Source organism: Streptomyces sp. NPDC031111, assembly GCF_055570675.1.
Genome location: NZ_JBVIGS010000010.1, coordinates 270464 through 292439, shown reverse-complemented (window position 1 = coordinate 292439; position 21976 = coordinate 270464). Strand labels below are relative to the sequence as shown.

Genomic DNA, 21976 nt, shown 5'->3' with positions numbered 1-21976 from the left:
GGGCGCCTTCCGGGCGGTGCTCGTTGCGGGACCTCCATGACGGTAGGAGGCGTGGCAGCCACGGCCCATCCAGCCAGCGGCCCGACGAGGGTGGTGCAGGCACTACCACCGTTGGGCGGGCGGCATGACGTCCGTTGCGGCGCCGTTCGCCCAGGTCCGGCGCGGATTCGGCGGCGAGGGCGTGGTGTCGCAGGTCAACGGAAGATCACCTACCGGTCTCGGTTCATCCCCTCCGGGTCCTCTCCGTGCCCTCTTCGAGACTCACCTGCAACGCCCCGTACCGCACGTTCCGGCCCGTCGCGCCGTCACAGTCACTGAAGTCGGCAACCAACCGAGGGGGCACGGACGATGAAGTGGCACGGAACACGACGGCTGGGCGGAGCGCTGCTCGCGCTCACCGCGGCGAGCGGCCTGCTGCTCACCGGATGCGGCGCGGGGAGCGACGGCGGCAGCAAGGCGAGCGACGCCTCGTACGACGGTGGGGGCGACGGCTCGGCGCCGCTGCCCGCCCCCGACCGCGGCTCGGGCGGACGGTACGACGACGAACGGCGCGAGGGCGAGCAGGACTCCCGCGAGGTCGCCCCCGCTCCCGACTATCTGTCGACCTTCGCGCTCGACGTCGACACCGCCTCCTACGGCTACGCCCGGCGCACCCTGGCCGACGGGCGGCTGCCCGACCCGTCGACCGTCCGTCCCGAGGAGTTCGTCAACAGCTTCCGGCAGGACTACGAGCGTCCGGACGGCGACGGCTTCTCGGTCACCGTGGACGGTGCCCGCACCGAGGAGGAGGACTGGTCGCTGGTCCGGGTGGGCCTGGCGACCAGGTCCGGCGAGTCGAGCGGTGAACGGCCGCCCGCCGCCCTCACGTTCGTCATCGACATCTCGGGTTCGATGGCGGAGCCGGGCCGTCTGGACCTGGCGCAGGATTCCCTGGCGACCATGACGGACCGGCTGCGGGACGGCGACTCGGTGGCCATCGTCACCTTCAGCGACGAGGCCGAGACCGTGCTGCGGATGACCCGTCTCGGCGGCAACCGGGGCGAGGTGCACGACGCCATCGACAGCCTGGAGCCGACCGACTCCACCAACCTCGGCGCGGGGGTGGAGACCGGGTACGAGACCGCCGTCGAGGGGCTGCGCGAGGGCGCGACCAACCGGGTCGTGCTCGTCTCGGACGCGCTCGCGAACACCGGTGAGACCGACGCCGACGCGATCCTCGAGCGCATCGCGGAGTCCCGCCGCGAGCACGGCATCACCCTGTTCGGCGTCGGTGTCGGCAGCGACTACGGCGACGAGCTCATGGAGAGGCTCGCCGACAAGGGCGACGGGCACACGGTGTACGTGTCCGACGAGGAGGACGCCCGCGAGGTGTTCTGCGAACAGCTGCCCCGCAACATCGAGCTGACGGCCCGTGACGCCAAGGCGCAGGTCGCCTTCGACCCGGAGACGGTCGCCGAGTTCCGGCTCGTCGGCTACGACAACCGGCGGGTCGCCGACGAGGACTTCCGCGACGACCGCGTGGACGGCGGCGAGGTCGGGCCCGGCCACACGGTGACCGCCCTGTACGCGGTGCGGACCCGCCCCGGGGCCGACGGCCACCTCGCCACGGCGACCGTGCGCTGGCTCGACCCCGACAGCCGTTCCCCGCACGAGGAGACGGGCGACCTGGAGACGGACGGCCTGGACGACTCCGTGTGGGGCGCGCGCCGCGGTCTGACGGTCACCGCGACCGCCGCCTACTTCGCCGACGCCCTGCGCTCCCACGACCACCGCTACAGCGCGCTGCCCGGAGCCCCCGGTCTGGGTGAACTCTCCAACCGCGCGGACGACTTGGCGGACCGGACGGAGGACGAGGACATCCGCGGGCTGGCGCGGGCGATCCGCACGGCGGACCGGCTGGAGTGACCCGGACCATTGACTGATCCTTACGCACGGGTAAGTTTACTTTGGAGTAAGTAACTACGGCAGCACCAGCACGAGAGCATCAGCCGCGACCGGGAGCCGTCATGGGCGTACGCAGGGATCTGAAACGGGCGAAACGACGCACGGATCTGGCGGGCCGGACCAGAGCCGAGACCGTCAGGGACGGGGACGGCGTCGTCCGTGAGGCCCGTACGGCGCCCCTCGCCCCGCGGCGAACGGCGGGCAGTACGGCCGACATTCCCTTCACCAACGCGGCCGAGGCTCCCGACGCGGTGGTGCTGCGGCGCGAGGAGCACGGCACCTGGCGCCCGGTCACGGCGGCGGCCTTCGCCCGTGAGGTCACCGCCGTGGCCAAGGGGCTGATGGCCGCCGGGCTGGAACCGGGCGGCCGGGTCGCCGTGATGTCCCGTACACGCTACGAGTGGACGGTCCTGGACTTCGCGATCTGGTCGGCCGGCGGGCAGACCGTGCCGGTCTACCCCACGTCGTCAGCGGAGCAGGTGGAGTGGATCGTCCGTGACTCCGGCGCCCGGTACGTCGTCACCGAGAGCGCGGAGAACACGGCCGCCGTCACCACCGGGACCGCCGCCCACCCGGAACCGCCGCGCGTGTGGGAGCTGGACGCGGGCGCCCTCGCCGACCTCACCGCACTCGGCCGGGACATCCCCGACGAGGAGGTCACCGCGCGCCGTACCGCGCTCACCCCCGACACCGTCGCGACCGTCTGCTACACCTCCGGCACCACCGGGCGCCCCAAGGGCTGCGTCCTCACCCACGCCAACCTGTACGCCGAGGCCGCCAACACCGTCGAGCTGCTGCACCCCGTCTTCAAGGAGGTCACGGGGCAGGTCGCCGCCACCCTGCTCTTCCTCCCGCTCGCCCACATACTCGGCCGCACCATCCAGATCGCCTGCCTGCTCGCACGCATCGAGATCGGCCACTGCCCGAGCATCAAGCCCGACGAACTCCGGCCCACGCTCAAGGCGTTCCGCCCGACGTTCCTGGTGGGCGTCCCGTATCTCTTCGAGAAGATCCACGACACCGGCCGGGCCACCGCCGAGAGGATCGGCCGCGGCGCCTCCTTCGAACGCGCCCACCGGGTCGCCGTGCGCTTCGGCGAGGCCCACCTCAACCGGTTCCTGGGCCGCGGCAAGGGCCCCGGCCCCGGGCTGTACGCCGCCTGGGCGCTGTACGACCTGCTGGTCTACCGCCGGGTCCGCAAGGAGCTCGGCGGCCGGGTGCGCTACGCCATCAGCGGCGGCTCCCCGCTGGAGCGGGACCTCAACCTCTTCTTCTACACGGCCGGGATCATGGTCTACGAGGGCTACGGCCTGACCGAGACCACCGCCGCCGCCACCATCGTCCCGCCGCTGGGCCCCCGCCCCGGCACGGTCGGCCTCCCGGTCCCCGGCACCGCGGTCCGGATCGCCGAGGACGGCGAGGTGCGCGTCAAGGGCGGGATCGTCTTCGGCTCCTACTGGAACAACCCGGACGCCACCGAGGAGGTGCTCGCCGACGGCTGGTTCGCCACCGGCGACCTCGGCTCCCTGGACGAGGACGGCTATCTGACCATCACCGGGCGCAAGAAGGACATCCTGGTCACCTCCGGCGGCAAGAACGTCTCCCCGGCCGTCCTGGAGGACCGGCTGCGCAGCCGCCCGCCCGTCGCCCAGTGCCTCGTCGTCGGCGACAACCGGCCCTTCGTGGCCGCGCTGATCACCCTCGACCCCGAGACGGTCGCCCACTGGCTGTCCGTACGGAAACTGCCCGCCGACACCCCGATGTCCGAGGTCGTCCGCGACCCCCGGATGCGCGCCGACGTGCAGCGGGCCGTCGACTACGCCAACGAGGCCGTCTCCCGCGCGGAGTCCATCCGCGCGTTCACCCTGGTCGAGGGCGAGTTCACCGAGGAGAACGGCCTGCTGACGCCGTCGCTCAAGGTCAAGCGGCAGGCGGCGCAGGAGGCCTACGCGAAGGAGATCGAGGCGCTGTACGCCTGACGTCGGCCGCCGGGCGTCACCGCAGGTCGAGCCGCATCAGGACCCGGGGATGGCCGGCCAGCACCGAGGTCGTGGCGGCGGCGTGGGTGAACCCGGCCCGCTCGAAGTTCCTCCGGATCCCGGCGTACGCCATCGTCAGGTCGACGCGGGCGTCGCCGTTGTCGAGGGGGTACGCCTCGACGGCCGGGGCACCGTGGTCGCGGGCGAACTCGACCGCGCCGGCGATGAGGGCGTGCGTGATGCCCTTGCCGCGGTGGCCGGGGCGCACCCGGACGCACCACAGGGACCAGACCGGCAGGTCGTCGACGTGCGGGATCTTGCGGTTGCGGGCGAAGGAGGTGTCCGAGCGCGGTGCCACGGCGGCCCAGCCGGCCGGCGTGCCGTCGTCGTACGCGAGCACGCCCGGCGGCGTACCGGCGCGGCACAGGCCGGCGACGTACTCGCCCCGGTCCGGTCCGCGCAGCTCCTTGTTGAGCCGGGAGGGGATCCGGTAGCTCAGGCACCAGCAGACGTTCGCCGTGGGCGACTTGGGGCCGAGCACGGCGCGGACGTCCTCGAAGACCGAGGCCGGGCGGACTTCGACGCTCATGCTTCCACCATGCCACGACCCGCTGGGCCTGTTGCGAACGTCCCGTCGTCCGCCCGACGGGCGGGCGGTCCGGGCCGCGTCAGGTGCGTGCTCCGGGCTCCGGGGGTCCCCCGGCCGAAGGCGGGGGTGCCGGGCGGACGCCCGCGTACTGGTCGTAATCGGGTGTTCGCCCGGTGCGGCGGTGGGGCCCCTGCCGCTCAGCGGGGGAGCCTCCCAGGCGTCGCGGGGCAGGCGCGACTTCGCGGACACCCCCTGCGGGTGTCCTTCACACCGTCCGGTCCAGGAAGGCCGTCAGGCCCTCCAGGAGCCGGTCCACGTCCTCGGGGCTGGTGTAGGGGGCCAGGCCGACGCGGAGGCCGCCGGTGTCCCCGAGGCCGAGCCGACGGGACGCCTCCAGCGCGTAGAAGCTGCCGGAGGGCGCGTGGACGCCCCGCGCGGCCAGGAAGCGGTAGGCGTCCGCGGTGCTGTGGCCGTCGAGGGTGAGCAGCAGGGTCGGGGTGCGCCGGGCCGCGCGGGACCGGACGGTGACCTGCGGCAGGGCCTCCAGTCCCTTCTCCAGCCGGGCGCGCAGGGCTCCCTCGTGTTCCTCGATGCGCTCGAACGCCGAGGCGAGCCGTTCGCGGCGGCTGCCGTCCGGTCCGGCGCCCAGACCGGCCAGGAAGTCGACCGCCGCACGGGTGCCGGCGAGGAACTCGTAGGGCAGGGTGCCGAGTTCGAAGCGCTCGGGCACGGCGTCCGTGGAGGGCAGCAGCTTGTCCGGGCGTAGCGTCTCCAGGAGTCCGGGACGGGCCGCCAGGACGCCGAGGTGGGGGCCGAGGAACTTGTACGGGGAGCAGACGAGGAAGTCGGCGCCGAGCGCCTCGATGTCGGCCAGGGCGTGCGCCGCGTGGTGCACGCCGTCCACGTACAGCAGGGCGCCGGCCTCGTGCGCGATCTCCGCGATCTCCGCGACCGGGGGGATCGTGCCGAGCAGGTTGGAGGCCGCGGTGACCGCCACCAGCCGGGTGCGGTCGGAGAGCACGGCCCGGATGTGGTCGGCGGTCAGTTCACCGGTGTCCGGGTCGAAGTCCGCCATGCGGACGGTGCATCCGGCCCGCTCGGCCGCCTGCGTCCAGGGGCGGATGTTGGCGTCGTGGTCCAGCCTGGTGACGACCACCTCGTCGCCCGGTGACCAGGTCGCGGCGAGGGTGCGGGAGAAGTCGTAGGTGAGCTGGGTGGCGCTGCGGCCGAAGACGATGTCCGCCGGTTCGGCGCCGAGGAGGTCGGCCATGGCACGGCGGGTCTCGACGACGACGGTCTCGGCGTTGCGCTCGCCGGGCAGTCCGTCGCCCCGGATGGAGAGCGGGCGGGACAGCGTGGCCGCGATCGCCTCGATGACGGGCAGCGGCATCTGGGTGCCGCCGGGGCCGTCGAAGTGCGCGGTGCCGGCGGCCAGCGCGGGAACCCGGGCGCGCAGGGCGGTGAGGTCGTACGTCACGTGAGGCTTCCCTTCGGTCTGCGGTGGGCCGGCGTCGCCGGTCAGGTCCGCGCGGCGTCGGCCCGCGGTTCCCGCGGCGGATCGCTGAGCTGCTCGCGCAGATAGTTCCAGACGACCGCGACCAACGCGGCGACGGGTACGGCGAGCAGGCTGCCGACGATGCCGGACAGGCTGCCGCCCAGCGTCACGGCCAGCAGCACGACCGTGGCGTGCAGTCCGAGCCCGCGGCTCTGGATCATGGGCTGGAACACGTTGCCCTCGAGTTGCTGCACCACGACGATGACGGCCAGCACGAGCAGGGCGTCCGTCAGACCGTTGGACACCAGCGCGATCAGCACCGCGACGAAGCCGGCGAAGAGCGCGCCCACGATGGGCACGAACGCGGACACGAAGGTCAGCACCGCCAGGGGCAGCACCAGGGGGACGTCCAGGAGCCACAGGCCCAGTCCGATGAACACGGCGTCGAGCAGACCGACGAGCGCCTGCGACCGCACGAAGGAGCCGAGAACGTCCCAGCACCGCGCGGCCACGGCCGGAACGTCGGTGGCCAGCCGGCCGGGGAGCTGCCGGCGGAGCCACGGCAGGAAGCGCGGGCCGTCCTTGAGGAAGAAGAACATCAGGAAGAGCGCCAGGACGGCGGTGACCACACCACTGACGACCGTGCTCACGCCCGTGACGGCGGTGCTGGCGATGGCTCCGGCGCTGTCCTGGATGCGAGCGGTCGCGCTGTCGAACGCACCGGCGATCTGGGCGTCGTCGATGTTCAGCGGCGGCCCGGCGGCCCATTCGCGCAGCCTCTCGACGCCCTCGACGACCCCGTCGGCCAGCTCCCCGGACTCCGACGCCACGGGCACCGCGATCAGCGCCACGGTCCCCGCGGCCACCAGCAGGAACAGCACGGTCACCAGGGACGCGGCGAGTGCGGGGGCCATGCCGCGCCGGCGCAGGAAGCGCGTCGGGGGCCAGGTGAGCGTGGTGAGGAGGAGACCGACTATGAGCGGCCAGACGACGGACCACATCCGGCCCAGTACCCACAGGACCACCGCCGCCGCCACCAGGACCAGGAGCAGCTCACCGGAGACACGCGCCGACGTACGCAGCGCCGCGCGGGTTCTCCCCGCATTCAACGTGGCAGACATGGAGGCACCTTATGGGGCCCGCCGGTCGAGGTGATCACCAGGGATCCGGCCCGGTGGGACGACCCGCCCGGGTGGACCGTGTCGCCGGGACGGCCGGGGCCGGTGAGGCAGACTGAGGACATGGGCGATTTCACTGCCCGCGGGACACCGTCGCGTCGGTTCCCCCAGGCGCCGGAGAGTGTGGCGGAGGCCCGGCAGTTCGTGCGGGCCTGCCTCGGCGATGTCCCACCGGACCTGATGGACACCGCCCAGCTGCTGGTCAGCGAACTGGTCACCAACGTGGTGCTGCACGCCCGCACCGATGTCGAGGTGGCCGCCCGCGTCGACGACGGCACCGTCCACGTGCGGGTCGGTGACCGCCGCCCGGAGCGCGGACTCGTGCCGCACGGCCACCCGCCCTACACCGGTACGGGGCAGGGTCTGCCCCTGGTCGCACGGCTGGCGTCCCGGCGGGGCGTCGAGACGGGTGACGAGGGCAAGACGGTGTGGTTCGAGCTGGGGCCCGAGGGGCCGCCCCGGCACCCGGACGACTGGGAGCCCGCCGAGGAGCCCGCCGACGCGGGTGCGACGGTGACGCTGCTCGACGTGCCCACGGCGCTGTACACGGCGGCCCAGCAGCACCGGCACAACCTGCTGCGCGAGATCACGCTGGCCGTGGCCGCCGGACAGGACGTCGGGGTGACCGCGGAGGACGTCGGCGTGGCGCAGGACATCAGCCAGCTGATCACCGCGTCCATGACGGCCGCGATGCGGCACCACCCCGACGAGCAGGGACTCCGGTCACTGCGCCTGGCGGTGCCGCCGGACGCCGGGCCGGCGGCCCGGACCCTGCGCGCGGTTCTCGACGTGGCCGAGGAGGAGGCCCGCGAGGAACGGCTGCTGACGCTCCCGGCACTGCCCCGGCAGCGCCTCTTCCACGCGTGGCTGTGCGACGAGATCGTCGGCCAGCTGGCCGGGGACCACCCCACGGCCTGGACGGTGGTGCCCGGGGACCCGGGCAGCAACCCCTCGGAACTGGTGGCCTGGGACGCCGGGCAGGTACAGGCCAGCTGGGTGCCGACGATCGCCGCCGACGAGCGGAACCGGATCATCGCGGCGAACGGACCGGCGGCGGAGATGCTCGGCTGGCGCGCGGACGACCTCGTCGGACGGCCGCTCACCACACTCATCCCGGAGCACCTGCGCCGCCGTCACATCGCGGCGTTCACGTCCCTGCTGCTCAGCGGGGAGCCCCGGATCATGGGCCGCTCGGTGCCGCTGCCCGCGCTGCACCACGACGGCCGGCTGGTACCGGTGCGGCTGTTCATCCAGCCGCAGGAGACGGCCGACGGCCGGACCGTCTTCGTCGCCCAGCTCGCCCCGCGGGCCGCCGTTCCCGCCCCCTCCGCGCACCCGCCCGGCCGGGCCCGGCCGTCCGTGGCACAGCGGGTGCCGGACCGGCAGCCGCCGGCCGCCGCGGACACCGGCCGGGAGTCGGGGCGGTCCGCGCTGGAGCGGCTCACCCTGCTGGCCGACACCGCGGCCGCGCTGAGCAACGCGCCGCACCTGGAGGAGGGCCTGGAGCAGGTGGGCCGGATCCTCACCGAGCGGCTGGCCGAGTGGTGCGTGGTGGACCTGTTCACGGAGGACGCCCAGCTGGAGCGGGTCACGATCGTCTACCGCTCGTCCCGCGATCCCTGGCCCGAGGAGTACCAGGGCCGGCTCCCTCCGGTGTCCGACGCCGCCCGGGGTCCGCTGGCCCGCGCGCTGCGCGGGGCCGGCCCGCTGCTGCTCACCGAGGCCCCGGCACCGAACCAGGTCGCGAGCCCCTTCGACGCCCACTACGTGGGGCTGTTCCGGACCATGGGCGGGAACAGCGCGGTCGTGGCCCCGCTGCGGGCCCGCAGGCAGATCATCGGCGCCCTCACCCTGGCCCGCCGCGAACCGGACACGCCGTTCGCCGAGGATGACCTGCCGCTGGTCGACGACCTGGTGCGCAATCTCGCCCTGGGGGTGGACAACCTCCGTCTCTACCAGGAGACGCGCAACATCGCCGAACGCCTCCAGCGTTCGCTGCTGCCCAGGCTGCCCGAGGCCGGGAGTCTGCGGCTCGCCGCCCGCTACGCGGCCTCCTCCACCACCGCCCAGGTCGGCGGCGACTGGTACGACAGCTTCGTCCTGCCCGACGGGGACATCGCGCTGGTCATCGGTGACGTCACCGGGCACAACCTGGACGCGGCCATCGCCATGAGCCAGCTGCGCAGCATGCTGCGCGGCATCGCCGTGGACCGTCAGGAGCCGCCCGGGACCGTGCTGCGCCGCCTGGACATGGCGAACCACAGCCTGTACCGCGAGGCCACCGCCACCTGCATCTACGGCCTGATCAAGGGCGCCGAGGACGGTCCCTGGGAGCTGCTGCACTCCTCCGCGGGCCATCTGCCGCCGCTGCTCATCCACGCGGACGGCCGCACCCGCTTCCTGGAGGACGGCTCGGGGCTGCTGCTCGGGGTGGATCCCGATGTGCCCCGGCCCCAGGGCCAGAACGCGGTTCCGGCGCACTCGACGGTGCTGCTCTACACCGACGGTCTCATCGAACGCCGCGAGGAGCATCTGGACGACGCCATGGAGCGGCTCCGCCGGCATGCGTCGGCGCTGGCCCGGGAGCCCCTCGACGTCCTGTGCGACGAGTTGCTGATCGGGCTGGGCGCCGACAGCACCGACGACATCGCCGTCCTGGCCGTGCGTCCCGTGCCGCCGCCCTGACCGCCGTCCGGAGGACCGGGGGCGGCGCCGGGCGTGCGCGCCGCCACCGGCACGGTGTCGGCCGTACGGGAAAGGTCAGTTGAGGGGGTCGAGGGTGATCAGGGCCTGGCTCGGGTTGCCGTCGTGGACGAGTGACTCGTGGTGGCCCACGTCGTCGAAGGCGAAGGCGTACGCCTTTCCGTCGGCCATCTGCGCGTGGATGGCGCGGGCGTAGTGGTTGGTCACGGCGTCCCGGTAGAAGCCGGCGGAGCCGGAGTCGGGCTGATTGGGGTTGGTGAGGAGCGTGGAGCGGTTGAATCCCGCGCAGAGGGTGCGCGAAATGGGCCCGCGCACCTGGTCGTTCGGGGCGTCGAGCCTCCTGTGGCAGCCGAAGACGGAGGAGGCGTCCGGCTTCTGGAAGCTGGTGACGACGGCGCCCGAGCCGTTGGTGAAGTTCATGACGTCACCCGAGACCCGGCCGTAGTACTTGACGCCGGGCTGGTCGGCGAAGGGCGTGACCGTGAGGGTGGAGCCGGAGTACTTCTGCCAGACCCGGTTGATGTAGTCGTCCATGACCGACGCCGGCAGGGCGCCCGTCTCCAGTCCGTACAGCGGGGACAGTGCGCGCAGCACGGTGCCGTCGGAGCGGGTCTGGATCAGGTTGCCCCAGCCTCCGGACTGTCCCCTGAGGGTGTTGAGCACCGCGTTGTAGCCGCCGGGCCGCAGCTTGCCGGTGCTCGCCGTGCTGCCGTCGGCGCGCTGCACGCCGACCGAGTAGGGCGCGGAGAACATGTCGACCTGGGTGCTGTTGAGCCACAGGCCCGAGTCGTTGAGCGTGTACTCGGACCAGTTGAACAGGATGTTGCGGTTGGGGTCCGTCGGGTTCTGCACGGCGGGCTGCACCAAACCGCCGGTGGTCAGCTTGAACACGAGTTTCTGGCCGTAGGAGAAGTAGACGCGGCCGGAGAACTTCGGGATGCGGATGGTCGTGGACTGTCCCACCGCCGGGCCCGCGATCGAGGCGTCGGGGGCGGGCGTGGGCGGGTTGCCGCCCGCGGGCCAGGGGTGGAACGTGCCGCTCGCGTCGGCCCAGCCCTGTCTTCCGGTCGACAGCTGGGTGCCGAGGTTGTAGACGTACAGCTGCTCGCCGCGGCCCGAGTTGTTGGTGATCTTCAGGGGGATGGTGTCGGGGACGGCGGCGTGGGCGGGGGACGGGGCTCCGGTGGCGAGCAGTAAGCCACCGAGCATCGCGGCGATGCTCGACCCCACCGCCACGGCCCGGCGTTTGAGTGTGCGCAGCATGCTCCTTCTCCGTTCAACTGTGGCCGGGAATCGTTCTGAGAGCGCTCTCAGAGTCCCGCTCTGGTATGGACCTGTCAACGGTTGGGAGTCCGCGATTCCGGTACGGCGCGCGCAACGGGACGGCGGTCAGCCGCCGTCCTGGACCACGCCCCGGGTCGAGAAGGTGACGGGCGCGCGGGAGGTCAGGTCCCCCGGCGGGAAGCCGGGGTGGTGCCCCTCCGGTCGCTTCGGCCGCACCGGGTCCGGACCGAGCGTGAGCCGGGAGACGATGCGGTAGCGGTCGCCCCGGTAGAGGGAGCGGACGTACTCGACCGGGCGGTCGCCGGTGTCGGTGGTGAGGCGCTCGAACAACAGGGCCGGCGACAGCTCGGGCACGTCGAGCAGGTCCGCCTCCGCGCGGGTCACCACGGTGGGCTCGATGGACTGCACCGCCTCGCCGACCTGGACCCCGTGCCGGTCACGGAAGTGCTCGTAGAGATCGCCCCGTTCGAGTTCCGCCCCGGTCAGGTCCGGTACCAGACCGGCCGGGATGTGCAGATGCTCGATGGCCATGGGCGAACCGTCGACCAGACGGAGGCGGGCGACGTAACGGATCCGCGCCGCGGGCGACATGCGCAGCCTGCGGCCCACCCGGGCCCCCGCCGGCAGGGTGCGGAACTCCAGGACCCTGCTGGTCCACTCACCGCCGGCCCGGGGCAGGGCGAAGGCGTTCCGCTCCGGGGCCAGCTCCTGGGTGATCTTCTCGGCGGCCACGAACATGCCCCGGCCGTGCTCGCGCACCAGCAGCCCCGCGACGACGAGTTCGTCCACCGCGGCACGCAACGTGGGCCGCGAGACACCGAGTCGGGCGCACAGGCTGCGTTCGGAGGGGATGGCGTCACCGGGGCGCCGGGCCTCGATGAGTTCGAGGATCGCGTCGCGGACCCGTTCCCGTTTGAGCACGGCGCCTGAGGCGGCGGGATCGATCTCCATGCCGGACTCCCGTTCGTCGTCGGGCGGGCGGACGACGCAGATGTCGGCCACTGGTATGCCTCCGACCATAACTGGTCAGCCCGGTCGGGCGAGTCCCCCGTACGACGTCAGAACCGGGCCCGACGAGGAGGGTTGACGCACACATTGGTCTATGCCACCTTCTCTCGACATCAACTGGTAAAGCCTCGGCGGCAACTGGTCAACACAAGTCGCCACCGCGAGCCCCCGGTGTGCGCCGGCCAGCCCCCACGCACGCCGCACAGACGATCCACCGTGCGCCACCCCCACACCCGAGAGGACCACGGATGAGTACTCGTCCCACCGGCCGCCGCGCCCGCGCGGCGCTCGCGCTGACCGCTCTGCTCGGCAGCGCCGCCCTGGCCGGCCTTCCCGCCACGACCGCCGCCGCCGCGGACGGCGCCGTCACCGTGCAGTACCGCACCGGCTCGGGCGGAGCCACCGCCGACCAGAGCGAACCCTGGTTCAAGGTCCGCAACACCGGTTCCTCGACCGTCCAGTTGAGCCAGGTGAGGATCCGCTACTACTTCAAGGCCGACACCCCGGGCGCCACGTACCGCTTCGCCTGCTCCTGGGCGGTGAAGGGCTGTTCCGCCATCACGGGCACGTTCGGCACGCTCGCCCGCCCGACCGCGACGGCCGACCGCTATCTGGAGATCGGGTTCACCCCGTCCGCCGGATCACTGGCACCCGGCGCCGACACCGGGGACATGCAGCTGCGCTTCCACCGGACCGACTGGCAGACGCTCAGGCAGAGCGACGACTACTCCTTCGACGGCACCGGGACCTCGTACGCCGACTGGAACAGGGTCACCGCCCAGCTCGCCGGTGCCACGGTGTGGGGCACGGCCCCCGAGGGCAACGAGCCCACCGATCCCCCGGACCCGACCGACCCGCCCGGCAGTGGTCAGGCGCTGTTCGACGACTTCGACTACGGCTCGCACACCGACCCGGAGATCTCCGCACACGGCTGGAGCGTGCGCTCCAACTCCGGTGGCCCCGGCGTGCCCGGCGCGACCTGGGACCCGTCCAAGGTCACCTTCAGCGCCTCGGGCGGCAACTCGGTGATGAACCTGGAGACCTCGACCGCCGGCACCGGCGCCTCCACCACGCACACCGAAGTCCTCACCAGGAGCATGAAGTTCAGGAACGGCACCTACGCCGCCCGCGTCAGGTTCTCCGACGCCCCCAAGTACGGTCCCGACGGCGACCGCGTCGTCCAGACCTTCTTCACCATCAACGACCTCAAGGCCCCGATGGCCGACGACTACGCCGAGTACGACTTCGAGTACCTGCCGAACGGGGGCTGGGGCGAGCCGTCCAACATCCTGTACACGACCTCGTGGGAGACCTACAACCCCGATCCCTGGCAGGCCGTCAACCAGCACAGCGAGAGCCGGCGGAGCTTCGCCGGGTGGCACGACCTCGTCGTGACCATCGACAACAGCGCCATCACCTACTACGTCGACGGGCAGCACTTCGGCACCCACGACGCGGCGTATCTGCCGGAGCGCCCCATGTCGATCAACTTCAACCAGTGGCTGATCGACCTCGACGGGCAGACGTCGACCACGCCCCGCGCCTACGACCAGCAGGTCGACTACGTGCTGCACGTCAAGGACCAGGTGCTCACCCCGGCCCAGGTGACCGCGAAGATCGACGCCTACCGTGCCGCGGGCACCTCGTTCGTGGACGAGGTGCCCGCGCCATGACGGTCTGAGTCCGAGTCACGGCCGGGGCGCCCCGACGCGGGTGCCCCGGCCGCGTTGCGGTGACGGGCTTCCCCCTGAGTTCATGTGATCTTTCCCAAGGGCTTCCGCCGTCGAGCCCGAAGGGTTGAACTGTAGGACGCGGCCCGGGAGGGCCGCTTTTGGACAACGTTGTCACACTCATGGGAAGCAGGGAAACGCACACCATGCGGAACGCCACCGAACCCCCTCCGCCGACACCCCCGCCCGGCCGGCGCAGACTCCTCGCCGCCGCGCTCATCCTCGGCACGCTCGTCGCGGGGCTGACCCCCGCTACCGGTGCGGCCGCCGCCAAGGGCCGCGACATCGCCGCGTTCGACGCCGTCGACCCGTTCATCGGCACCCGGCTGGACACCTCCCAGAACAAGGGCAACAGCGCGTACGGCAACACCTGGCCGGGCGCCACGGTGCCGTTCGGCATGGTGCAGTCCTCCCCCACCACGTACCGCTCCTCCGACGGGGACCAGAAGGGCGGCTACGAGTACACCGCCGACAGGATCCGCGGTTTCGGTATGACCCGGCTCTCCGGGACCGGCTGCGAAGGCCGGTACAGCGGCTTCGACTTCCCCGTGCTGCCGTTCACCGGCGAACTCGCCGACGGCGCCCTGCCGTCCAGCCCCGCCGAGAGGATCACCGACTACTACGTCGGCTTCGACCACGCCGACGAGAAGGCCGACCCCGGCTACTACTCCGTGGACCTGGCCAACGGCGTCGGAACGGAACTGACCGCCACCACGCGCACGGCGGTGAGCCGCTTCGACTTCCCCTCCGAGGGCGGTTCGACGCTGCTGTTCGACGTGGCCGGCTCCAACAACCGGGTCTTCGGCAGCGAGGTGGAGGTCGACGGCAACACCGTCAGCGGCTGGGTGGAGACGGCCTCGGTGTGCGACGAGGGCGGACGCTACCGGGCGTACTTCTCGACCACGTTCGACCGGCCCGTCAAGGCCCACGGCACCTGGCAGGGCTCCGACGTACGACCGGGAGCGGACTCCGCCACCGGCGGTGACACCCGGCACGGGGCGGGCGCCTACCTCGTCTTCGACCGGGGCGCGAAGGTCACCGCGAAGACCGGCCTGAGCTATGTGAGCGTCACGGGCGCGGCCCGCAACGCCACCACCGAGACGCGCGGACGGGGATTCGACCGGGTCCGCGCGCAGGCCGCACGGGTCTGGCGGGACGCGCTCGGCACCGTCGACACGGACGGCGGCACCCGTGACGAGCGCGTGAAGTTCTACACCGCGCTCTACCACTCGCTGCTCCACCCGAACGTCTTCGACGACGTGAGCGGCGAGTACCGGGGCTACGACGGAGAGGTCCACCGGGTCGCCAAGGGCCGTCACCACTACGTCACCTACGCGGGCTGGGACACCTACCGCAGCCAGGCCCAGCTGATCGCGCTGCTGTTCCCGGAGGTCGGCAGCGACATCAACCAGTCGATCACCGACATGGTGCGCCAGACCGGCAGCTGGCCCAACTGGCCGCACCTCAACCAGGCGCAGCAGAAGATGAGCGGCGACTCGCTCCAGTCGGTGGTCGCCTCGATCGACGCGTTCGGCAGCACGGACTACGACCGGCGAGCCGCGCTGGAGTCGATGAGGTCGACGCAGGACCTGCCCGCCGACTCGACCCTGCGGCGGCACGCATACCAGTACGCGACCGTCGGATTCATCGAGAACCGCAAGGGCGACTCGGCGACGTCCAAGACGCTCGAGTACGCCGTCGACGACTTCGGCATCGCCCAACTGGCGCGACGTCTCGGCGACAAGGAGACCTACGACCGGTACATGGTCCGGGCGCAGAACTGGCAGAACGTGTTCGACGACGCCAGTGACCACATCCGCCCCCGCGACCGCGCGGGCTTCGACCGCGGCTTCAACCTGGGTGAGCGGGGCAACCAGTTCGAACAGGCCACCGGCTACCAGTACGGCTGGATGGTGCCGCACAACGTGGGCGCCCTGATCGAGAAGCGGGGCGGTGCCGAGGCCACCACGAAGGCCCTCGACGACCACACCCGTGAGCTCGACGCCGGCGTGTACAACACGTCGGGCGCGTATCTGAGCAACCAGCCCAGCTTCACCATGCCGTTCGTCTACAACTGGCTCCGTCAGCCGCACCGTACGGCGGACGTGCTGCGCCGTGCCGTGGACGAGATGTACGACACCACGCCCTCGGGGCTGCCCGGCAACGACGACCTCGGTTCGCTGAGCAGCTGGTACGTGTGGGCGAGCATCGGGCTGTTCCCGGCCGTGCCCGGCACCGCCGACCTGGTGGTCAGCGGCCCGATGTTCGACCGGGTCGTGGTGGACAGCGCGGACAGCCGGCGGCGGATCGTCCTCGACGCGCCGCGTGCCGACGAGGCCCCGTATGTGAGCGCGCTGAAGGTGAACGGGCGGGCCACCACCCGTTCCTGGCTGCCCGCGAGCCTCACCCGCGAGGGCGGCCGGATCGACTTCCGGATGTCGGAGACACCCGGCACCTGGGGCACGCACGCGGGCGACGTCCCCCCGTCCCACACCGACGGCACGGACGCGCGGAACAACATCGGCACCACCCCCGACGGCCGGGGGAACCTCGGCTCGCTCGACCTCAGTGACAACTCCCTGTCCCGGGAGCGGCTGGCGGCGGCCGGGGCGGCGCCGGGCGCGAAGCTCGCTCTGGGCGACACTGGTATCGAGTTCACCTGGCCGGACAGCGGGCCCGGGGAGCCCGACAACTGGATCCCGCACGGTCAGCGGATTCCCCTGGACGGGACGCCGGCCACCGGGATCTCCTTCCTGGGCCTGGCCACCAACGGGCCCGCACAGGGCACCGCGGTGGTCGAGTACAGCGACGGCTCCACCCAGTCCGTGCCGGTGCGGTTCACCGACTGGACGCCCGGCACCAATTACCAGTTCGGCAACGAGCCGCTGGTGACCACGACGGGCCGCAACCGGGCCGCGGGCGGCACGGACACCGTGCAGACCAAGGTGTTCGCCACCCGTCCCCAGCTGCTGGACCCGGCGAAGCGGGTCGCCGCCGTCGTCCTGCCGCAGGGCACCGACCGCGGTGTCATGCACGTCTTCGACGTGGCGCTCACCGACAACCCCGAGCTGGAGGTTCCCGGTGCGGCTCCGGAACGGATCGTCCTGACGCCGACCGAGAAGCCGGAGTCCTCCCAGGCCGTCACCTGGCGCACGGCCGCCGCGCTCACCTCCGGCGAGGTGCGGGTCCGTGCGGCCGGCACGGAGGAGTGGCGGACCGTGGCGGCCCGCGCCAACGAGGAGCTGACCGCGGACGGCGAGCCGACGCGTACGCACTCCGCGGTCGTCGACCGCCTCTCCCCCGGCACCGAGTACGAGTACCGGGTGGGCAACGGCGACCGGTTCAGCCCCGTGTACCGGTTCACCACCGCCCGGCCCGCCGGGGAGGACTTCACGTTCCTCTACTTCGGCGACGCGCAGAACGACCTGTCGGCGAAGTGGGCACCGGTAGTAAAGCAGGCCTACGCCCGCTATCCCGACGCCGTCGGCAGCGTCAACGCGGGCGATCTGGTCAACACCTCGGGCAACGACAGCGAGTGGCGCGACTGGTTCGGGGCGATGGACGGCTTCAGCCAGACCACCAATGTCATCGCCGCGCCCGGCAACCACGAGTACGCGGGGGACACCTTCCTCAAGAAGTGGAAGTCGACGTTCGAGTACCCGGGCAACGGGCCGAGCGCCTCTCCGGCCGCCGGGGACACCCCTGCCGAGCGGCAGCGCGCGGCGTACGAGGCGCACATGGCGAAGGCGCTCGCCGAGACGGCGTACTACACCGACTACCAGGGGGTGCGGTTCATCTCCCTCAACGCCAGTACGGGTGACGCCCGCTCGCTGATGACACCGGACGATCTCCCGGAGTGCAGCGAGAACTGCCCCGACCCGGAGCGGCTCTGGCTCGATCTTCAGGGCCGCTGGCTGGACCGGATCCTCGCCGAGAACCCCAACAAGTGGGCGGTGGCGGTGTTCCACCAGCCGGTGTTCTCGGGTGCCGAGGGACGCGACGAGAAGGCCGTGCGTGACGCCTGGCTCCCGGTGTTCCAGCGCGCCGACATCGATCTGGTGCTGATGGGGCACGACCATGTGTACGCCCGGGGACATGTGGACGCGGACGCCACCTCCACGCCCGGTATGACCACCGGCCCCGTGTACACGGTCGCCGTCTCGGGGCCGAAGTACTACGAGCTCGCCCCCGAGGACGACAACGTGTGGACCCGCAACGGAGCCACGCAGGTGGTCCGCGCCGGGCACACCTCGACGTTCCAGGGGATCAGGGTCACCGACGACACGATCCGCTACGAGGCCGTCGTCGCCGCCAAGTGGGACGACCGCTCCACCACGGACAAGGAGGTCGGCGAGGTACTGGACTCGTTCACCATCACCAAGTACGACGACGGCACCAAGTACGTGACCGAGGACGGCGTGCCCGTGCCGCCCGCCCCGGACGGCGACGACTGACGGTCGTCCGGTCAGGAGCCCCGTCCCGCCGGGACGGGGCTCCTCTTGCCTGCGGCGGGCGGTCGGCGCAGGCTGGTCACATGGGTGCGGGCCCGACGCTCATCTCCTCCGTGCAGCGTGCCTTCCGGCTGCTGGAGGCGGCGAGCGCCCATCAGAACGGCGCGCCGGCGAAGCAGCTGGCACGGGAGACGGGGCTGCCGCTGGGCACGGCCTACCATCTGCTGCGCACGCTGGTGCACGAGGGATACCTGCGCAAGCTGGACGACGGCGGATTCGTCCTGGGCGACCGGTTCCGGACCCTGCACACCGCGAGCGGCGGCCAGGCGCTGCTCAGCCGGGTCCGGCCGGCGCTCGCCGCGCTGCGGGACGAGCTGTCCAGCGCCGCCTATCTCACCTTCTACGAGGACGGCGAGATCCGCGTCGCCGAGATCGTCGACAGTCCCCGGTCCCCCAGGGCCGAGCTCTGGGTGGGGTTCGAGGACGCCGGGCACGCCACCGCGCTGGGCAAGTCGGTGCTCCGGGAGCTCGACGACGAGGCCCGGAAGGACTACCTCTCCCGGCATCCCCTCAACGACCTCACCCCCCGGACGATCACCACGCCCGAGGAGCTGATCCGCCGGCTCGAGACCAACGCCCTGGCTCCGGCCGTCACCGATCTCGAGGAGTACTCCCTGGGCACCGTCTGTGTCGCGGTGCCCGTCTACAGCGGGAACACCCTGGGATCCCTCGGCGTGTCCATGCCCAAGGACCGGGCGCACCGGCTCGACGAGGTGCGCGAACACCTCCTCCCGACCGCCGGACGGGTGACCCGAGGACTCTCGTTCACTATCTGAAAACCGCACCCTTGTGACGCGCGCAACGATCACCTTTCCTATTTAAGTCAGACATTTCGGATGCGCACGCCGCGCCAAGGTGAGGACAGCGGACGACACGATGAGTCACGCCCGTGAGCATGGACGCGACCACTGGCCGATACAGCAGTACAAGCGGGGGGTCCGCCACACATCGTCACCCCGGGCACGGGCCGTCGGACACTGGGCCGCCGGCACTCCCGCCCTCTCCGTACTGATCGTCTGTCTCGTCGTGTTCGTCGACCTCGTCGGCGGAACGGGCAGGGTCTGGCTGCCGCTGCTCGCCGCCGGACCGGCGCTGGCGGCGTCCACCAGCCGGCCGGTCGGCGTCCTCGGGGTCGGTCTCCTGGCCACCCTGCTCGGCGCGGGCATCGGCGTCCGTCACGGCATGGCGCCCTCGGAGCTGGCCGTCGTACTCGCCGCGCTGGTGACCGTCGCCCTGGCCGGCGCGCTCGCCAGCGCCCTGCGCGCCCGCCGGGAGCGGGTGCTCGCCGCCGTCCGCTCCGTCGCGGAGACCGCGCAGCACGCGCTGCTCAAGCCCGTCCCGGAGACCGTCGGCCCGTTCCAGGTGGCGGTCCATTACAGCGCCGCCGCGGCGGAGGCCCGGATCGGCGGGGACCTCTACGCCCTCATCCCCACTCCGTACGGCGTCAGGATGATCGTCGGCGATGTGCGCGGCAAGGGGCTGCCGGCCGTGGGGACGGCCGCTCTCGTCCTCGGTGTCTTCCGGGAGGCCGCCTACGACGAGCCGGATCTGCTGGACGTCGTCTCCCGGATCGAACGGAGCCTGGCCCGCAACCTCGGGTGCGACGACTTCGTCACGGCCGTGGTGGCCGGATACCCCGAGCCGGGACGGCTGGAGACGGTGAACTGCGGACACGCGCCCCCGCTGCTGATCCGCGGCGACCGGGTCGAGGTGCTGGACCCCGACCGCCCGGCGCCGCCCCTGGGGCTTCGCGCGCTGTCGGGCGAGTCGCCCGGTCTCCAGGTGGTGTCCTTCACCGAGGGGGACCAGTTGCTGCTCTACACCGACGGTGTCACCGAGGCCCGCGACGCCGGCCGTGAGTTCTATCCGCTGGCGGAGGGCCTGGCCCGGCACCTGTGCGACGAGCCGGCCCGCACGCTCTCCGCGCTGCACCAGGAACTGCTCACCCATGTGGGCGGCCGGCTGCACGACGACGCCGCCCTGCTCCTGCTGCGCAAGCCCACCGCCGGCGCGGAGGACACCGACGGCCTCACGCTCACCGGCACCTCTGTCGTCCGGCCGCTGGCGGTACCGCCGGAACAGGACGCCGGCGGCACCTCCGGCCATCGCGAAGGCGCCGCCTAGGGGGTGTCAGTGCCGCTGACCGGCGATCATGCGCCGGTACCAGTGGTAGCTGTCCTTCGGGGTGCGTTCCTGGGTGTCGTAGTCGACCCGGACGATGCCGAACCGCTTGTCGTAGCCGAAGGCCCACTCGAAGTTGTCCAGCAAGGACCACACGTAGTAGCCGCGCACGTCCACGCCGGCGTCGACGGCCGCCCGCAGCGCGGTGAGGTGGTCCCGCAGATAGGCGACGCGGCCGGTGTCGTGCACCGCGCCGTCCGGGCTCACCTCGTCGTCCTCGGCGGAGCCGTTCTCGGTGATGTGGATCGGCGGCAGGGCGTCGCCGTACTGCTCCTTGAGATCCACCAGGAGGTCGGTGAAGGTGTCCGGGGCCACCGGCCAGCCCATCGCGGTGTGCCGGACACCGGGCATCGCCGTCTCGCTGTAACGGTTGTCCGTCGCCACCCGCAGCGCGGGGTCGCTCTCGCGGTACGGGGCGTCGGCGACGACGATCGGGCGGTAGTAGTTGACGCCGAGGAAGTCCAGCGGCTGGGAGATCAGCTCCAGGTCCCCGTCGTGCCGGAAGTCCTGCGCGGTGATCAGCTCGCCCCAGGTCTCCTCCTCGGTGTCCGGGTAGCGCCCGGCGAGGAGCGGCTCCGTCCACACCAGGTTGTGCAGGGTGTCGGCGCGTACGACGGCTTCCCGGTCGGCGGCGGAGTCGGTGGCGGGCAGATGGTGGTCGAGGTTGAGGGTGATGCCCACTTCCCCGACACCGGCAGCCCGCAGCGCCCGGACGGCCAGCCCGTGGCCGACGAGCAGGTGGTGCGCGGCGGCCAGGGCGCCCCGGCCCTCGCGTGCGCCCGGCGCGTGGCGGCCGACGGAGTAGCCGAGGAAGGCGCTGCACCACGGCTCGTTGAGGGTGATCCAGCGCGGCACCCGGTCGCCCAGGCGCTCGGCGACGACGGCCGTGTACTCGGCGAACCGCTCGGCGGTCTCGCGCACCCGCCAGCCGCCCCCCGCGGCGGAGCCGCTGTTGGACGGAGTCTCCAGGGCCTGTGGGAGGTCCCAGTGGTACAGGGTGGCGGCGGGTTCGATGCCGGCGGCGAGGAGTTCGTCGACCAGCCGGGAGTAGAAGTCCAGGCCCTTGGGGTTCACCGGTCCGGTGCCGTCGGGCACGACCCGCGGCCAGGCGATGGAGAAGCGGTACGAGCCGACGCCGAGGTCCTTGAGCAGGGCCACGTCCTCGGGGTAGCGGTGGTAGTGGTCGCAGGCGACGTCACCGGTGTCGCCGTTCGCGACGAGGCCCGGGGTGTGGCTGTAGGTGTCCCAGATCGAGGGGCCGCGGCCGTCCTCGTACGCGGCGCCCTCGATCTGGTACGAGGCGGTCGCGGCGCCGAAGACGAAGCCGGGCGGGAAGCCGGGGAAGTCGCTCATGCTGTTCGAGTCCATCTCGGT

At 72.0% G+C, this 21976-nt stretch carries 13 protein-coding genes; 7 read left to right on the top strand and 6 right to left on the bottom strand.

Features of this window, described 5'->3' with window-relative positions:
• The first annotated feature begins 348 nt into the window (after window positions 1–348).
• Complete coding sequence (locus tag ACZ470_RS22405; protein WP_468429671.1) at window positions 349–1905, top strand: vWA domain-containing protein; 1557 nt, start codon at window positions 349–351, stop codon at window positions 1903–1905.
• A gap of 101 nt (window positions 1906–2006) precedes the next feature.
• On the top strand, window positions 2007–3923 hold the full coding sequence (locus tag ACZ470_RS22400; RefSeq protein ID WP_468429669.1) for an AMP-dependent synthetase/ligase: 1917 nt from the start codon (window positions 2007–2009) through the stop codon (window positions 3921–3923).
• A 16-nt stretch (window positions 3924–3939) separates the two neighbouring features.
• Here ACZ470_RS22400 and ACZ470_RS22395 read toward each other — a convergent pair whose 3' ends face one another.
• The 3 genes from ACZ470_RS22395 to ACZ470_RS22385 all read right to left on the bottom strand — a co-directional run bounded on the left by ACZ470_RS22395 (window position 3940) and on the right by ACZ470_RS22385 (window position 7128).
• Window positions 3940–4512 (bottom strand): GNAT family N-acetyltransferase, encoded by a 573-nt coding sequence (locus ACZ470_RS22395; RefSeq protein ID WP_468429668.1) that lies wholly within the window; start codon window positions 4510–4512, stop codon window positions 3940–3942.
• Window positions 4513–4777: 265 nt separating this feature from the next.
• A complete protein-coding gene (locus tag ACZ470_RS22390; protein WP_468429666.1) occupies window positions 4778–5989 on the bottom strand; it encodes a cysteine desulfurase-like protein in 1212 nt (403 codons plus the stop codon).
• Between the two features lie 41 nt (window positions 5990–6030).
• Entirely contained in the window at window positions 6031–7128 is a 1098-nt protein-coding gene (locus ACZ470_RS22385) for an AI-2E family transporter (RefSeq protein ID WP_468429665.1), read from the bottom strand.
• Between the two features lie 120 nt (window positions 7129–7248).
• Between ACZ470_RS22385 and ACZ470_RS22380 the strand changes: the two genes are divergently transcribed.
• A complete protein-coding gene (locus tag ACZ470_RS22380; protein ID WP_468429664.1) occupies window positions 7249–9870 on the top strand; it encodes a SpoIIE family protein phosphatase in 2622 nt (873 codons plus the stop codon).
• A 75-nt stretch (window positions 9871–9945) separates the two neighbouring features.
• Here the strand turns inward: ACZ470_RS22380 and ACZ470_RS22375 are convergent, their stop codons facing one another.
• Window positions 9946–11151, bottom strand: coding sequence for a glycoside hydrolase family 64 protein (locus ACZ470_RS22375; protein ID WP_468429662.1), 1206 nt, complete (start codon window positions 11149–11151; stop codon window positions 9946–9948).
• 126 nt (window positions 11152–11277) lie between these two features.
• Window positions 11278–12123 carry a GntR family transcriptional regulator gene (locus ACZ470_RS22370; RefSeq protein ID WP_468429733.1) on the bottom strand — a complete coding sequence of 282 codons (846 nt, stop codon included), beginning with the start codon at window positions 12121–12123 and terminating at the stop codon, window positions 11278–11280.
• A gap of 305 nt (window positions 12124–12428) precedes the next feature.
• Here ACZ470_RS22370 and ACZ470_RS22365 point away from each other — a divergent pair, with 305 nt between their 5' ends.
• From ACZ470_RS22365 to ACZ470_RS22350, 4 genes are all read left to right on the top strand, one after another.
• Complete coding sequence (locus ACZ470_RS22365) at window positions 12429–13853, top strand: cellulose binding domain-containing protein (RefSeq protein WP_468429660.1); 1425 nt, start codon at window positions 12429–12431, stop codon at window positions 13851–13853.
• Window positions 13854–14056: 203 nt separating this feature from the next.
• Window positions 14057–18364: a GH92 family glycosyl hydrolase gene (locus ACZ470_RS22360; protein WP_468429658.1), complete on the top strand. Its 4308-nt coding sequence runs from the start codon at window positions 14057–14059 to the stop codon at window positions 18362–18364.
• An 80-nt stretch (window positions 18365–18444) separates the two neighbouring features.
• Window positions 18445–19197 (top strand): IclR family transcriptional regulator, encoded by a 753-nt coding sequence (locus ACZ470_RS22355; RefSeq protein WP_468429656.1) that lies wholly within the window; start codon window positions 18445–18447, stop codon window positions 19195–19197.
• A 100-nt stretch (window positions 19198–19297) separates the two neighbouring features.
• Complete coding sequence (locus ACZ470_RS22350) at window positions 19298–20545, top strand: PP2C family protein-serine/threonine phosphatase (RefSeq protein ID WP_468429654.1); 1248 nt, start codon at window positions 19298–19300, stop codon at window positions 20543–20545.
• 6 nt (window positions 20546–20551) lie between these two features.
• Here ACZ470_RS22350 and ACZ470_RS22345 read toward each other — a convergent pair whose 3' ends face one another.
• Window positions 20552–21955 (bottom strand): GH1 family beta-glucosidase, encoded by a 1404-nt coding sequence (locus ACZ470_RS22345; RefSeq protein ID WP_468429652.1) that lies wholly within the window; start codon window positions 21953–21955, stop codon window positions 20552–20554.
• Between the last annotated feature and the right edge of the window lie 21 nt (window positions 21956–21976).